The sequence below is a fragment of the Flavobacterium kayseriense genome, from assembly GCF_014305095.1.
GTDB classification, from domain to species: Bacteria; Bacteroidota; Bacteroidia; order Flavobacteriales; family Flavobacteriaceae; genus Flavobacterium; species Flavobacterium kayseriense.
The window spans coordinates 163,155-179,185 of the sequence record NZ_JACRUI010000004.1 but is presented as its reverse complement, the minus strand read 5'-3'; the positions used below and the strand labels follow the sequence as shown (position 1 = coordinate 179,185).

Genomic DNA, 16,031 nt, shown 5'->3' with positions numbered 1-16,031 from the left:
GGTTTACATTTGCATTTTATTAAAATAGTGAATAACTATTTTCTAGAACGTCTTTTTTACTTTTGATATTTTCTATTTAATTTCAATAGAAAGAGAATCATATCTATTAGTGTAAACATCAATTTTACCAAGCTATTTTTATAAATTTTTTAAAATAACGAATGAAACAGTACCTCAATTTATTTGACTTCACACAAAAAGTAAATTACAAAACAGAAATTTTAGCGGGTTTAACGGTTGCAATGACGATGATTCCAGAATCACTATCTTTTGCAATTTTGGCTGGTTTTCCTCCGTTAGTAGGACTATATGCAGCTTTTATTATGGGACTTGTTACAGCTGTTTTTGGTGGTAGACCAGGATTAGTCTCTGGAGGAGCTGGAGCAACAGTAATTGTTTTGATTGCATTAATGAAATCCAATGGTCTTGAGTATGTCTTTGCAGCCGTAGCATTAGCAGGAGTTATTCAAATTATTGTAGGACTATTTAAATTAGGTAAATTCATTCGGCTGGTGCCCCAACCTGTAATGTTCGGGTTTGTAAACGGATTAGCCATTATCATATTCTTATCTCAACTAGATCAATTTAAAACGATTGTAAATGGAGAAAGTGTTTGGTTGTCAGGAAGCCCACTTTATATTATGGTAGGATTGGTGCTTTTAACAATTTCTATTGTGTTGCTTTTCCCAAAGGTTTCAAAAGCGATCCCAGCCTCCTTAGTAGCCATCATCGTGGTATTTGGATTGGTTTTAGGTTTGGGTATTGAAACTAAAACGGTGGCAGATATCGCTTCAATTAGTGGTGGTTTTCCTCCATTCCATATTCCAAATATCCCTTTGACTTTTGAAACATTACAAATAATTTTCCCATATGCCTTGATAATGGCATCTGTAGGACTTACTGAAGGGCTATTGACATTAAACTTAGTAGATGAAATCACAGGAACAAAAGGAAAAGGAAATAGAGAATGTATTGCTCAAGGTAGTGCGAATATTTTAAATGGCTTTTTCTTCGGAATGGGTGGCTGTCCAATGATTGCACAAACATTAGTGAATTTATCAGCTGGTTCAAGAGCGCGACTATCTGGTATTGTGGCTGCATTAACTATTTTAATTATTATTTTATTTGGAGCTCCTGTAATTGAAAGATTACCAATCGCAGCGCTTGTAGGTGTTATGGTGATGGTTGCAATTGGTACGTTTGAGTGGATTAGTTTTCGAATCATAAACAAAATGCCAAAACATGATATTTTTGTTGGAATTTTAGTCGCTATTATCACAATTATGTTGCATAATTTGGCTTTAGCGGTACTAATAGGTGTTATTATTTCAGCCTTAGTATTTGCATGGGAAAGTGCTAAACGTATCCGTGCAAAAAAATATATGGATGATAAAGGGGTAAAACATTATGAAATTTTCGGACCTCTCTTTTTTGGATCTACAACAGCATTTGCTGAAAAATTTGATGTTTTCAATGATCCTGCCGAAGTAATTATCGATTTTAGAGAAAGTAAAATTGCCGATATGAGCGCGATAGATGCGCTAAACAAAATTACAGAGCGCTATGCTAAAATTAATAAAAAGGTGCATTTAAGGCATCTTAGTTCAGATTGTCGTCAATTACTTCACAATGCTGAGGAAGTAATTGAAGTTAATATAATGGAAGATCCTACATACAAAGTTGCAGTAGATTAAAAGAAAAAAGGCCTTGAAATTATTCGAGGCTTTTTTTTTAAAAATCGGGATAAATAAAATGGTGCGTAATTAAGTGCGATTAGTCTACTCTTTTTTATTACTAAAAAAACAACTCTTTGGTAATGATATAAATTCCCATCACTAATACAAACCAACCAAAAGCTGGCTTTAGTTTACTACCATCTATTTTTTTAGACAAAGTAGTACCAATAATTAAACCTATAATAGCCATTAATGATATAATGACAAGAAATTTATAATCGACTGTTATACCAGCGAGTAAATCACCTGTAAAACCTATCATCGAGTTAATAAAAATAATGAATAGGGAAGTCCCTACCGCTTGTTTCATAGGTAGATTTCCAAAAAAAAGTAAAGCAGGAATTATTAAAAAACCACCACCTGCACCTAGAAAGCCTATTATTACACCTACTAATAATCCTATAACGGCAAGCATTGTGAAATTAATTTCAGAAGCCTCTACTATTATTTTTGTTTTTTTAATCATCGAGAAGGAAGTCGCAACCATCAGCATGGCAAAAACAATCATGATGAGCAAGTCCTTTGTAATATCAAAACCATCTATTGAGCCTATGTTTGATGGTATGTAGGGAAGAACTGATCTCCGAATAAAAAGTAGAGAGATTATTGAAGGAACAGCAAAAATTATCGCTGACTTAATTTTTAAATTCCCTAATTTATAATGGCTATAAGAACCGATCATAGAAGTGAAACCAACTATAAATAAAGAATAAGTAGTAGACTGCTCTGGACTTATTTTAAAAAGGTAAACAAGGATAGGTACTGCCAGAATAGAACCTCCGCCTCCAATTAGTCCTAAGGACAGTCCGATAATGATTGAAGCTAAATAACCAATATATTCCATCTATACTTTTTTTTACAAAGGTTGCTCATATCTTAAAAGGATGTAGTAACAATTGTCACATAGGCCTTATTTATTTCAAAAGTTCAATGTGATTACGATGAAGTACTACCATTCCTCTTTGTTCCATTTTTTTTAACAGACGAGAAATCACCTCTCTTGAAGTATTTAATTCAGTTGCAATATCTTGGTGTGAAAATTTTAAGTCGCAACAACCACAAGCATCTGCGTGTCTTTTTAGGTAAAATTCTAATCGCTCGTCCATGGCTCTAAAAGCGATGTTGTCTACCACCTCTAAAATTTCCTCAAATCTTATTCGATAGGTTAAAAGAACAAATTCGTTCCAAGTACGGTGCTCCATCATCCATTTTTCCATTAAAGGAAGTGGAACAATGATAATTTCAACATCATCTACGGCTTTGGCCATAATACGACTTACTTGGCTTTTAGTAGCACATATCATAGATACTGCGCATGCCTGTCCTGGTTGAATATAATACATAAAAAATTCACCTCCATTTTCACCTTCTCTGTAAATTTTTATTTGTCCTTTGGTAAGGAGCATAGTATGGTTAATATACTGACCAGTGCGCATTATGACCTCTCCAGCTTTAAAGGTGTGAATTTTTGCACTAGTTTCAATATCATTGTTTAACTCCTTTGAGAAAGTAGGGAATAAGGTGTTAAGTATTTCTTGCATTGAGTACGCTTTTATGAATTTAGTATTGTCCTATTGTAAAAGTACAGTAATTTTTTTGATACAGTTGGTAGATTACCAAAGTTAATAGTAACTTATTTGGTCGTAATTTGTATTTCAGTAATTCATAATTATCCTATGGATTTTATGGGCTATTTTTAACTTTTACTAGTAAAGATTGTAATTCAATGTTTATTAATGGTACTCGAAAACGTTTTCTATGATTAATTAACTAATTCGTATTTGAGCACTTTAATCTTCGGTAAAAACTTTGTATTTTTACAAAAAAGAGAACTATGAATTTAACACAAGAAGATTGGATTTCGCAACTTAAAGCGGATACAAACGCAGTAATATTAGATGTAAGAACAGAGGATGAATGCAATGAAGGTATAATTGAGAACGCGATCACTATAGATATTCACCAAGGTCAAGCTTTTATTAATGCTGTAGAACAATTAGATAAAACTAAAAACTATTACGTTTACTGTCGCTCAGGTGCTCGCAGCGGAAAAGCGTGTGAATTACTGAATGAGATCGGTATCGAAAATGCCTACAACTTGACTGGTGGTATGCTAGCTTGGGAAGGTGATGTGGTAAATCCATAAATAGAAGAGGCTTAGGCCTCTTTTTTTAATATAATTTAAAGATAAAGAGATGAATACAATTCCAGAAGAATTTCAAATTAAAGATTTATTAAATCAGGATACCTACTTGCTGAATGGGAAGTTAGAAAAATGGGAGGGTCAAACTTCACCTGTTTTTTCGACTATTTCATCAACAGAAGACTATTTACCAACTATTTTAGGATCGATTCCTTTTATGGGAGAAAAAGAAGGCTTAGAAGCAGTTGAGGCTGCTGATGTGGCTTATAATAATGGGCAGGGTTTGTGGCCAACTATGAGGGTGAAGGACCGTATAAAATGTATGACTCGCTTTGTTATACAAATGGAAGGTACGCGTGATGAGGTGGTGAAATTTTTAATGTGGGAAATAGGAAAATCATTAGGTGATTCACAAAAAGAGTTTGATCGAACGGTTGAGTACATTTATGATACGATTGAAGATTATAAAAAATTAGATCGCGATAGTGCTAAATTTACTAAAAGTCAAGGCGTAAACGCTATGGTTCGTCGTGGACCATTAGGAGTCGTATTGTGTTTAGGACCGTATAATTATCCTTTAAACGAAACTTTTGCTTTACTTATTCCTGCTTTAATAATGGGGAACACAGTGGTTTTTAAACCAGCAAAACATGGTGTCTTATTGCTATCACCTTTAATGGAAGCGTTTAGAAATAGTTTTCCTGCAGGTGTGATCAACGTTGTATACGGTAGAGGGCGCGAAGTTGCATCGCCTATTATGGCATCAGGAAAAGTAACTGTACTTGCTCTAATTGGAAACAGTAAATCAGCGATTGCATTACAAGACCAGCACCCAAACAAAAATAGATTACGTTTAATTTTAGGGCTCGAGGCCAAAAACCCTGCGATTATACTACCAGATGCTGATCTAGATTTAGCCATTCAAGAGTGCATTGCAGGAACCTTGTCATTCAACGGACAGCGTTGTACTGCTTTAAAAGTATTGTATGTACATGAGAATATAGCGGTCGAATTCAATAAGCGTTTTGCGGCTAAAGTAGATGCATTAGCTTTTGGAAATCCGTGGGAAAAAGGAGTGATGCTAACGCCACTTCCAGAAAAAGAGAAACCGGCTTACATTCAAGAGTTAATTGATGATGCAGTAAGCAAAGGTGCTAAAGTTATCAACGAAAAAGGAGGGCAACATAGCTCAAATTATATTTTTCCAGCGGTCTTGTATCCAATAAATAAGGAGATGCGTGTTTATCACGAAGAACAATTTGGACCAGTTGTACCTATTTTGACTTTCAATGACATTCAGGAGCCATTAAACGATATGGCAGAGTCTAACTACGGTCAGCAGGTTAGTTTATTTGGGAAAGATATCAAAACCTTAGCTCCACTAATCGACACTTTAGTGAATTTAGTTTGCCGTGTCAACCTAAACAGTTCATGTCAGCGAGGACCAGACATTTACCCATTTACAGGACGTAAGGACTCTGCAGTGGGAACCTTAAGTATTCATGATGCATTGCGTTCGTTCTCGATTAGGACTTTTGTAGCATCAAAGGATAATGAATACAACAACGAGATCTTGCAAGCACTGTTAAATAGCGCTGAATCAAATTTTATTACTACAGATTATATTTTGTAGATAAAACTCAAAAATAGTTTAAGCCGCCTTTCGTTATTGATTAGGCGGTTTTTTTATAGCCATTTTTTTTATAGTTAGGTATTTAGTTGAAAGTTTTTGTAGCAAAGGAGTAAAACCAAGAGCGTGGTTGTGGTTGTTCCGCTAAACATTTATATATTTACTATCGTGAACAAAAATAATATTGCAATTTGCTAACTACCTTATTAAAAACGAACCAAATATGAAAAAATTTATTGCTTTCTTGTTTCTTTTGCAGTTACAATTTTCTGTAGCTCAAAACGGAACCGAACCTGTTTTACTAACAGATATGTTAAAGATAAAAGCCGTTAGTAATGTTACTTTAAGTCCAGATGCCACCATTGCAGCTTTCACAGTCACATCTGTAGAGGATGATGAAAAAAGTAAAATAGATTACAAATACAGAACGCACATTTATACAGTAAGTACAGAAGGTAAAAGTTCACCTCGACAGTTAACATATGGTATTGATAGTGCCCCTAAACCAGTTTGGAGTCCTGACGGAAAAAAAATTGCGTTCAGCCGCTTAGTTGGAGATAAAACACAAATTTTTACCCTGTCAATGCAAGGTGGCGAAGCGATGCAAATGACAAAATACAAGTACGGAGCTAGTAATCCGAAATGGTCTCCTGATGGGAATAAAATACTTTTCTCTGCAAGTATTCCTTTAAAAGATTTGCTACGCGATTCTATTTTAAACCCTACTAAATCAATTCCTGTTTGGAAGATGGAGAAACCGGGGTTTGACAAAAACGAACATGTGATTGCCAATACGGCTAAGCCAAATCCAAATGGTACTTTGGCAGAAATTAGAGCGTATCTAGAGAGGAATGCAGATGATAAAAAGGCTATTGTGCTAAATAAACTAAATTTTCAAAGTGAAACAAATCTATCTTCTGATGTAAATTTTAATCATTTTTTTGAAGTAAGTCCCAACAATAACGAAGAGCCAAAAGCAATCACAAAGGGATTTTATAGTTTTAGTACCGCCGATTATACTCCGAACGGAAAACAGATTATTCTGTCTGGAGATGTTGATGATACTGAAAATCCAGATCGCTCTCAGGAAAGTGAAATTTTTATTGTGGATACTGATGGTAGTAATTTTAAAATGATACTAGGCGAAACAGGTAAAAGATTTAGTGGTGCTTCATTATCTACATCCGGTAAATGGTTGGCATTTGTAACAAGTACCACTTCTTTTGTCACAGTACCTACATTAGCTATTATGCCTATTAATGGTACGGAAAAAGACATCATAACGATTTCGTTTGATCGTAATAAATCAGATCTTACTTGGAGTAAAGATGATAAGTTTTTATATTTCACAGCTCAAATGAATGGGGGGAATGTTCTACACAAACTAAACATTGGAACTAAAAAAATAGAAGCTTTATCCAGTGTTGATGAGGGGATTACTAGCTTTGATATAAACAATAATACAATAGTGTTTTCTAAAACGCAGGTCATCAATCCATCTGAATTATTTTTAGCTGATGCTAATTTAAAGAAAGAGCGAAAAGTAAGTAACTTTAATGATTGGGTTTTAACTAAAAAATTATCGATTCCAACAAAGAAATCCTTTGTGAACGAATTAGGAATGACGGTAGAGTATTGGGTAATGCAACCTTCTAATTTTAAGGCGGGAGAAAAGTATCCTTTGCTTTTAGAAATTCACGGTGGTCCATCAGCAATGTGGGGACCTGGAGAGGCAAGTATGTGGCATGAATACCAATACTTTTGTAGTAATGGGTATGGAGTAGTATATAGCAATCCCAGAGGTTCTGGAGGGTACGGTTTAGATTTCCTAAGAGGGAACATCAACGATTGGGGAACAGGTCCATCAAGTGATGTATTGACTGCACTAGATAAAACTGTAGACGAAGGATGGGCAGATAAATCAAAACTGCTAATAACTGGAGGATCGTATGCGGGTTATTTGACCGCTTGGATTATTAGTCATGACAATCGTTTTAGAGCAGCGTGTGCACAACGTGGGGTTTACGATTTAAATACCTTTTTTGGAGAAGGAAATGCTTGGAGATTGGTGCCAAATTATTTTGGAGGGTATCCTTGGGAACCAAAAGTAAAAGAGATTTTAGCACGTGAGTCGCCTATAAATTATGTACAAAATATAACAACACCTTTTATTATTTTCCACGGTGGTAACGACAGAAGAACAGGTTTTATCCAATCCGAGATGCTATTTAGAAGCTTAAAAGTGTTAGACCGTCCAGTAGAGTTTGTGGTACATCCCGGTGCTACTCATGAAATTACAAGAAACGGTGATAACCGCCAACGTATGGATCAAATGTTACGTACCTATGAGTTTTTCCAACGTAATTTAGATAAAAAATAGAGTATGCTATTTAGTTGAAGCATAATTTCAGATTAAATCAAAATACTATTTTCTATAAACGACAAATCCCTATCGAATTCGATAGGGATTTGTCGTTTATGAGATTATATCTTTTATTTTTCTAAGCACTCAACAGATGTGAATTTGTATTTTACTTTTTCGAAATCAATAGGTTCGCCTTTTGCGAAATAAGAAGCGCCTAATGCAAATTCGATCTTACCATTACCTAAAATTAATTCATTACCATTTTTTAAAAATGCCATGGGATTTTTAAACGTCTTTTTTTCATTAGTACCTTGAATAAAGGTATAGCTTGCAAATAAAGTGTCACCACGAAATTCTCCCACAATTTGGCCTAATTTTGTTGGCTTATTTTCGATCTTCATTTCGAGATCACCAGTAACCGTACCTGCTTTTAAGGTGTTTATTTTTAGATTAAGAGTGTCTTGCTCGTAAATGGCTTTGTAGCACTCAGTACTTACCGGAGTCTCAATACTAGTTTTGGCAGCATCGCCTTCCTTTGCAGTTGTATCATTTTTACAACTTGTGAATCCAATACCAGCCAATAGTAAACATAAAATATTAAAGTTTTTCATAATTGGTTCTCTTATTAATTAATAATTTTAATAGTAGTTTAGCTAATTTACAAAATTATTACATGCCATGCGTCACAGTCAAGACTAAAACTTTTTTTAAATGGCGGGATTAGTACTTAGGTACATACTTTCTCTGCTTTGGAGTCTGATTTTTTAAATTTTGTACTCATTGTTGATCCTACGGATGCGATTACAACACATATGACCGCTATGATTTCATTAGTTGTTAAGTACTCTTGCAAAAACAATAAACCGCAGATAGAAGCAGCTGCAGGCTCTAAACTCATTAATATACTAAAAGTTCGCGCCGGTAATTGTCCTAGTGCTTTCATTTCTAGTGTAAACGGAATAGCACTGGAAAGCAGTGCTAAGGCGATACCTAAGTAGAAAAAATCAGGAGTCATATTTTGAAATCCTTGTCCTATAATTCCAAAAGGAAGAATTAATAGTGTTGCAAAAAGCATTCCTACTGCGACAGCTTCTCCGCCTTTCATTATTTTGGATACTTTTCCTCCCAACACAATGTAAGCAGCCCACAGTGCACCTGCAACTAAGGCAAATACAACACCTAAAAGATCAACACCATTGTCAGACCAAGGCGCTATTAAGACTATTCCGGCTGCTGCTAAAAGGATCCACAAATAATCCAATAACCTTTTTGAACCTACTACTGCAACTACTAACGGACCTATAAATTCTAGTGTTACTGCCAGTCCAATCGGGATACGCTCTATAGCGAAGTAAAATATCAAGTTCATTGCTCCCAGCGATAATCCGTAAGGAATCACGACTTTCCACTGGCTAGCATTTATTTTAGACAAATTAGGTCTATATACGGCTAGTAAAATCAAGGCAGAAATTCCTATGCGTAACGAAGCGGTAGCAGCAGCACCTAATTCAGGAAAAAGCGTTTTTGCAATGGCAGCTCCAGATTGAACGCTTATTATAGCCAAAAGCACAGCAGGTATAGGAGGGATATTAAAAAGTTTTTTCACGTAGACAATTTCAATTTAGAACTGTAAAACTACAAAAAATAGAATTTGGTAACGGTGGTCTGTTGGCTAAGTATTTTAAAACGGGGAAAGAGGTTATTGTCTTCTGAAGTTTAGACTTGCGATGGAATTCAAACTTGGGAACGTTTTGACTACTTTTGAATAAAAATAATCCCCATGAGTTTTAAACATGTCTTTAACGCAAAATTAAATTGGACTTCAAAAGAAGAACTAGTGCCCTCTAGCGCTAAAAAGTATACTAAAAGTCATTCGATTGTTGTTGAGGGAAAAGAAATGATGCAAGTTTCGGCTGCCAAAGCTTTTAAAGGTGATCCATCCTTATATAATCCCGAGGATTTATTACTTAGTAGCGTCGTTTCCTGTCATATGATGTCGTATTTATATGTTTGCCAGCAAAACGGAATTGAGGTTTTGTCTTATCAAGATAATGCGGAGGCCACTTTAGAGGTTTTAGATAATGGTTCGGGACGATTCATTGAAGTTCGTTTATTTCCGCAAGTGATCATTAGTAACAAAGAGCAAATTGCTCAGGCACTTCTATTACACCAAGAAGCAAATAAGCTTTGTTTTATAGCTAACTCTTGTAACTTCTCAATTGTGCATCAAGCAAATTGTGAAGCTGTTTAACAATTGATTTTGTAGAAATAGAGGATAAATAAATTACTCTCCCATTTTATATCTCGGCAAATTAATCTCATGTGCTTGTGGGTAAGGTGCTCTTTGGGTACTACTCACATCTTCCTTCATTCGTTGTTGGGTGATAAATTGATGATCTTTCGAATCAGAATACCTTGGATCAGGTACAAAAGGGAGTTTTGCCATTTTTAAGATGGTTAGTGTAGGGAAGTGGTAATCAACTTCAACAGTTCCTAGTAGTAAATAGCAGCCGCCACCTTGAAAAGGGTATTCGATCAAATTATCCGGAAAATGAGTCGTGTCAAAATAAGTACCTTCATAATCTACCCAAGTGCCAAAATACATGGTTCCTCTAGCTGTGGGAACTTGTTTTCTCGAAATAAGGTAACCAAGCATACGCACTTGTTTTTTATGGTGTTGATCTAAATTTTGTGCCATAACATCGCCTCGATACGGACTTTGTAGTAATTCAAAAGTAGTAAATGAAGTAGGGAATCCTAAGAGTTCAATCTCGTCAAAAGCATCCTCAAAACGGGAGCGTTCTAATTTTGGTAATTGGTATTCCTTTACAGATTCTTGCAGCAGTAGCATTTGATGATCTGATGGCGCCGCATTAAACAATAAACTTGCTAAAACTAACAACTGATTTTTTGTTTTACCGGTTTCCCTGAAAGCACCTATAAAAATCAACAATTTCAAACTCTCTAATCCAATTTTTATTCGATTGCAAAAATCTTCTAACGAAAGGTATTCCCCATTCTGTGTTCGTTCGTTTACAATAGTCCAAGCTAATTTTTCTGCTAAGCCTTGCAAATGCATAAAGCCTAAATAAACGTCTTTGCCGTATAAGATAGTGGTAAATTCGCTTTTATTCACACAAGGATTATGGATTGTAGCTCCTGACATTCTCGCTTCGTGTACATACACTTCGGTTCGGTAAAAACCACCTTGGTTGTTTATGACAGCCACCATAAATTCTATAGGGTAATACACTTTTAAGTACAAACTCTGGTAACTTTCGACCGCATACGAAGCAGAGTGTGCCTTGCAGAATGAATAGCCCGCAAAGGATTCTATTTGGCGGTAAATTTCATGACTTAGTGCTTCGGTATGTCCTTGTTGTGCACAACTGATAAAAAAATCGTCTTTTACTTTTTGCAAAGCCGCTAGCGATCGTCCTTTGCCACTCATAGCGCGACGCAAAATATCGCCATCGGCAGCAGGCAAACCACCAAAATGCAGGGCAATTTTAATCACATCTTCCTGATAGACCATAATACCGTAAGTTTCGCCCAATTGTTCTTCAAAAACCTTATGGAAATATTCAAATTGACTGGGATGATTGTGCCTAAAAATATACTCTTTCATCATACCTGATTTTGCCACTCCGGGTCTAATAATAGAGGATGCGGCTACCAAAGTTTTGTAATTATCACATTTTAAACGGCGCAATAATCCACGCATGGCAGGGCTTTCGATATAAAAACAACCTATGGTATTTCCTTTTGATAAGTAGGTATTGGCTTTGGGTTCATTTTTAGAAATTTTTGTATCCCGAATATTAATTTGGATGCCTCTGTTTTTAGCAACCAGTTTTACTGTGTCGTCAATATGGCCAATGCCTCGTTGACTCAATATGTCAAATTTCTCGAAACCTATTGCTTCTGCCACATGCATATCAAAAAGTACTATTGGAAAACCTTTTGGAGGCATTTCTAGCGGTGTATAATTGGTAATAGGCTCTTCGGATATGATGATGCCACAGGAATGCATGCTACGCTGGTTGGGGTATTTTTCTAATAACATGCCGTATTCTTGCACCTCTTTGACCACGCTATTGCTTTGTTGCAAGCGCATGGGGTTTTTGGCTAGGTGATCGAGTTCCTCTTTGGGTAAACCAAAAACTTTGCCGACTTCTCTAAAGATCGAACGGTATTTGAATTCGACATTTGTACCACAAAAAGCCACATTTTCGTACCCATAACGATTAAAAATGTATTCTAGAATTACATCTCGCTCTTGCCAGCTCCAATCGATATCAAAATCAGGTGGGCTTTTGCGATTAACATTCAAGAAGCGCTCAAAATACAAGTCGAGTTCGATGGGACAGATATCAGTAATTCCAAGGCAATACGCAATGATAGAGTTGGCGCCGCTTCCTCTACCAATATGCAAGAAACCACGGCTATTACTGTACCTGATGATGTCCCAAGTGATTAAAAAATAGCCGCTAAATTGTAATTCGTGAATCACTTTAAGCTCTTTCTCGACTCGTGCTAGTGCGGCTTTATGACCTTTCCCGTACCGCCATTCCATTCCTTGATGCGCTAATGTTGTAAGTAATGCAATGTCACTTTCGGAGGAGTTGGTATAATTTTTTTTGTTTTTTGGTGTCTCAAAATCATACTGAAAATCACAACTATCAATAATCATTTGGGTATTAGCAAGCAATTGTGGATAGTCTTTGTAAACTGCCCGCAAGCGTTCCTCAGTTACCATGACCTCTGTAGGTGCAGCGATGTCTTGAGGAGTCAATTTAGACAACAAAATATTGTTATCAATTGCTCGAAGTATTTTGTGTAATTGGTATTCTTTTTTAGTGCGGAAAGTGACAGGTTGTAATACCACCATTTTATCTAAATGGCCTTTGTAGCCAAATAACTTCCCTACTTCTTCCGGTCGAATACCAATATATTCGTTCGTTTTTAATACCGATGGCGCTTTCGCGAAAGCGTAAATAATGATTACCTCTTGAAAATTTGGAGCCTCTAGAGGTAAAGGGGTTTGGTCGAAATTATGCTTGGTCAAAAACCGATTCATCTCTGCCAATCCGCTTGCATTTTTAGCCAAACCAATGTATCTAAATTCATTTTCCCAACGAAATTCGATTCCAACCAAAGGTTTTATGCCTGCATTTTTACATCCGATAATAAAATCATAAATTCCTGTAACGGTATTGATATCTGTTAAGGCCATAGCGGTAACGCCTGAACGAAAGCCTTTTTCGATTAAATCGTCAAGCGGAATCGTGCCGTATCGCAAGGAGTGAAAAGAATGACAGTTGAGGTACATGGTAGTTATATAATGAGATTTGTATTTTTTGGTTAACACAGATTCTACAGATTTTCTCAGATAGATCCAATAAAAAATCTGTATAAATCTGTAAAAGCTGCGTGCTGAAATATCTAGCACTTTTAATTAAACAGAATAATCATCACAATAAAGTGAAAATGCTTTTTTAGAATAATTATATTTTTATTTCACGCAGATCTAGCTAATTTTCGCAGATGTACCAATAAAAAATCTATATAAATCTGTAAAATCTGCGTGCTGAAATATCTAGCACTTTTAATCAAACAGAATAATCATCACAATAGAGTGAAAATGCTTTTTTAGAATAATTATATTTTTATTTCACGCAGATCTAGCTGATTTTCGCAGATGTGCCAATAAAAAATCCGTGAAAATCCGTGAAAATCTGCGTGCTGAACTATCTAGCACTTTTAATTAAACAGAATAATCATCACAATAGAGTGAAAATGCTTTTTTAGAATAGTTTACATTTTTATTTCACGCAGATCTAGCTGATTTTTGCAGATAGATCCAATAAAAAATCTGTATAAATCTGTAAAATCTGCGTGCTGAACTATCTAGTACTTTTAATTAAACAGAATAATCATCACAATAAAGTGAAAATGCTTTTTTAGAATAGTTTACATTTTTATTTCACGCAGATCTAGCTGATTTTCTCAGATGTACCAATAAAAAATCCTTGAAAACCTGTGTTTAATTTTAATAAATCGCAATCGCAATAAATTCATACGACAAACTAAAAATTCCGTTTCAAAATAACATCCTTCGTATTAGGTTTCAAGGCTGCACCTGCGCACCGCATGACGGCATCAAAGCCATACCTGCTTTTCATTTTATCCATCGCAGCGTAGAGCGATAACATTTCCTGCGTATCCTCAAAAAGATCAATTTGATAAGTTCCGCGTACCAAACCACTAAAACGAACACCCACTAATCGCAATCGCATTCGACGTTGGTACAGCACTTCAAATAAGCCTAAAACTTTTTGCGTTAGCAAATGATCGGCTGAGGTATAAGCAATTTTGCATTGCTTCGTTTCCGTATCAAAATTGGCATACCTTATTTTCACTACAACTGTTGAGGTTAGCCACTCCTCAGACCGCAATTGAAAAGCCAATTTTTCGACCATACCACACAAAATGGCTTTTAGATGTGTTATATCGATTGTGTCTTGTACAAAAGTATGTTCAGTAGCAATCGATTTGCGTTCGGTATACGGTTCGACTGGATTGTTATCGATGCCATTGGCTTTTTTCCAAATCTCGACTCCATTTTTACCAATCATGCGTTGCAACACTTCGGCTGGCATTTCGGATAACGTTTGTATGGTTCGAATTCCAATGCGCGACAAAGTCTGAAAAGTCACATCACCTACCATAGGAATTTTTTGGATCGAAAGCGGATTCAAAAAAGCACGTACTTGATCTTGTGGAATGTCTAAATGTCCTTTGGGTTTGCCTTCTCCAGTACCAATTTTGGAAACCGTTTTATTAATCGATAAGGCAAAACTTATCGGTAATCCTGTTTCTTTCAGCACCCGTTGTGCGAGTTCATTCGTCCATTGGTAACAACCATAAAAACGATCCATTCCTGTAATGTCGAGGTAAAATTCGTCGATACTTGCTTTTTCGGTAATAGGCGATTTTTCTTGAATTACTTCGGTCACCGTATGTGACAATTGAGAGTAGCGCTCCATATCACCTTTGATGACCTTGGCTTGGGGACAAAGTTTAAGCGCCATCGCCGTAGGCATCGCGGAACGTACTCCAAAACGCCTGGCTTCATACGAGCAGGAAGCCACAACACCACGATCACCTCCACCAATAATCAACGGAATTCCTTCCAATTGAGAGTTGTTCAATCGTTCACAAGACACAAAAAAAGTATCCAAATCCATATGTACAATTGCGCGAGCCATTTCGTTTTATTTTAGATTACAAAATTAGCACAGATAAGAACATTTTTTCATATATTTGTTGTTACAAATTATAACAAATTAGTTATGTCCTTATTTTCAGACAATATCAGAGCCTTGCGAGTGAAGCATAAAATTTCGCAGGAAAAAGTAGCAGAAAGCCTTTTGATTACTAGGGGAAGGTATGTGAAATACGAAGATGGAACCTCGGAGGCACCCTATGAAATCCTGAAGAAAATAGCGCAGTATTATCAAGTGAGCATCGACTTATTATTGTCGGTTGATATTCGGAAAGTAGAGGTCAGTGATTTGTTAAAACTCGAAAACAACCGACTTATTTTACCTATTCAAGTAGATCAAATGGGAGAAAACCGAATTGAAGTTGTTACCCAAAAAGTAAAAGCGGGTTACTTAAGCGGCTATGCCGATCCGGAATATATTGAGCAACTGCAGCAAATATCTTTACCATTTTTGGGAGTGGGCAAATACCGTGGTTTCCCTGTAGAAGGGGATTCGATGCCGCCACATCAAGACGGAGATATTATTGTAGGACGTTATGTAGAACGCTTGGGCGAAGTGCTAGATGGGAAAACCTATATTTTGATCACGAGGAGCGAAGGTATGGTGTACAAGCGATTAAATAAAAACAAAAAGAACGCTTTAGTAGTAGCCTCTGATAATTATTTCTATCCGGCTTATGAAGTCAAAGCTTCGGATATTCTTGAAATTTGGGAATACCAATGCAGTATTGCAAGAAGTGATAAAAAGACAGAAGCTTTAGAAAACGATACCATCAAAAATATGTTTGTTGAATTGAAACGAGACATTAACGAAGTAAAAAACACTATTGGGCTAACCACTTAGTATTGGTTTAAAACTATAATAAGAA

General features: G+C 36.0%; 12 protein-coding genes. 6 read left to right on the top strand and 6 right to left on the bottom strand.

Annotated features, from left to right (window positions below; genetic code table 11):
- The first annotated feature begins 161 nt into the window (after window positions 1–161).
- Window positions 162–1,694 carry a SulP family inorganic anion transporter gene (locus H8R22_RS12095; RefSeq protein ID WP_187010648.1) on the top strand — a complete coding sequence of 511 codons (1,533 nt, stop codon included), beginning with the start codon at window positions 162–164 and terminating at the stop codon, window positions 1,692–1,694.
- A gap of 100 nt (window positions 1,695–1,794) precedes the next feature.
- Here H8R22_RS12095 and H8R22_RS12090 read toward each other — a convergent pair whose 3' ends face one another.
- On the bottom strand, window positions 1,795–2,580 hold the full coding sequence (locus tag H8R22_RS12090; protein WP_187010647.1) for a sulfite exporter TauE/SafE family protein: 786 nt from the start codon (window positions 2,578–2,580) through the stop codon (window positions 1,795–1,797).
- A 70-nt stretch (window positions 2,581–2,650) separates the two neighbouring features.
- Window positions 2,651–3,277 carry a Crp/Fnr family transcriptional regulator gene (locus tag H8R22_RS12085; RefSeq protein WP_187010646.1) on the bottom strand — a complete coding sequence of 209 codons (627 nt, stop codon included), beginning with the start codon at window positions 3,275–3,277 and terminating at the stop codon, window positions 2,651–2,653.
- A 293-nt stretch (window positions 3,278–3,570) separates the two neighbouring features.
- Between H8R22_RS12085 and H8R22_RS12080 the strand changes: the two genes are divergently transcribed.
- The 3 genes from H8R22_RS12080 (at window position 3,571) to H8R22_RS12070 (ending at window position 7,889) form a co-directional block, all read left to right on the top strand.
- Entirely contained in the window at window positions 3,571–3,882 is a 312-nt protein-coding gene (locus H8R22_RS12080) for a rhodanese-like domain-containing protein (RefSeq protein WP_187010645.1), read from the top strand.
- A 49-nt stretch (window positions 3,883–3,931) separates the two neighbouring features.
- Entirely contained in the window at window positions 3,932–5,512 is a 1,581-nt protein-coding gene (locus H8R22_RS12075) for an NADP-dependent glyceraldehyde-3-phosphate dehydrogenase (RefSeq protein WP_187010644.1), read from the top strand.
- A 220-nt stretch (window positions 5,513–5,732) separates the two neighbouring features.
- On the top strand, window positions 5,733–7,889 hold the full coding sequence (locus H8R22_RS12070) for a S9 family peptidase (RefSeq protein WP_187010643.1): 2,157 nt from the start codon (window positions 5,733–5,735) through the stop codon (window positions 7,887–7,889).
- Between the two features lie 113 nt (window positions 7,890–8,002).
- On the opposite strand, the gene H8R22_RS12065 is transcribed toward H8R22_RS12070, so the two are convergent.
- Together H8R22_RS12065 and H8R22_RS12060 are read right to left on the bottom strand one after the other, a co-directional pair.
- Entirely contained in the window at window positions 8,003–8,485 is a 483-nt protein-coding gene (locus H8R22_RS12065; RefSeq protein WP_187010642.1) for a hypothetical protein, read from the bottom strand.
- Window positions 8,486–8,601: 116 nt separating this feature from the next.
- Entirely contained in the window at window positions 8,602–9,480 is an 879-nt protein-coding gene (locus H8R22_RS12060) for an EamA family transporter (protein WP_187010641.1), read from the bottom strand.
- A 174-nt stretch (window positions 9,481–9,654) separates the two neighbouring features.
- Between H8R22_RS12060 and H8R22_RS12055 the strand changes: the two genes are divergently transcribed.
- Window positions 9,655–10,125, top strand: coding sequence for an OsmC family protein (locus tag H8R22_RS12055; RefSeq protein WP_187010640.1), 471 nt, complete (start codon window positions 9,655–9,657; stop codon window positions 10,123–10,125).
- Between the two features lie 33 nt (window positions 10,126–10,158).
- On the opposite strand, the gene H8R22_RS12050 is transcribed toward H8R22_RS12055, so the two are convergent.
- Both H8R22_RS12050 and dinB read right to left on the bottom strand, forming a co-directional pair.
- The gene (locus H8R22_RS12050; RefSeq protein ID WP_187010881.1) at window positions 10,159–13,206 is read right to left on the bottom strand and encodes a DNA polymerase III subunit alpha; all 3,048 of its coding nucleotides are present in this window, start codon (window positions 13,204–13,206) and stop codon (window positions 10,159–10,161) included.
- Between the two features lie 757 nt (window positions 13,207–13,963).
- Window positions 13,964–15,145: a DNA polymerase IV gene (dinB, locus tag H8R22_RS12045; RefSeq protein WP_187010639.1), complete on the bottom strand. Its 1,182-nt coding sequence runs from the start codon at window positions 15,143–15,145 to the stop codon at window positions 13,964–13,966.
- A gap of 84 nt (window positions 15,146–15,229) precedes the next feature.
- On the opposite strand from dinB, the gene H8R22_RS12040 reads away from it, so the two are divergent.
- Window positions 15,230–16,006, top strand: coding sequence for an XRE family transcriptional regulator (locus tag H8R22_RS12040; RefSeq protein ID WP_187010638.1), 777 nt, complete (start codon window positions 15,230–15,232; stop codon window positions 16,004–16,006).
- The last annotated feature ends 25 nt before the right edge of the window (window positions 16,007–16,031 follow it).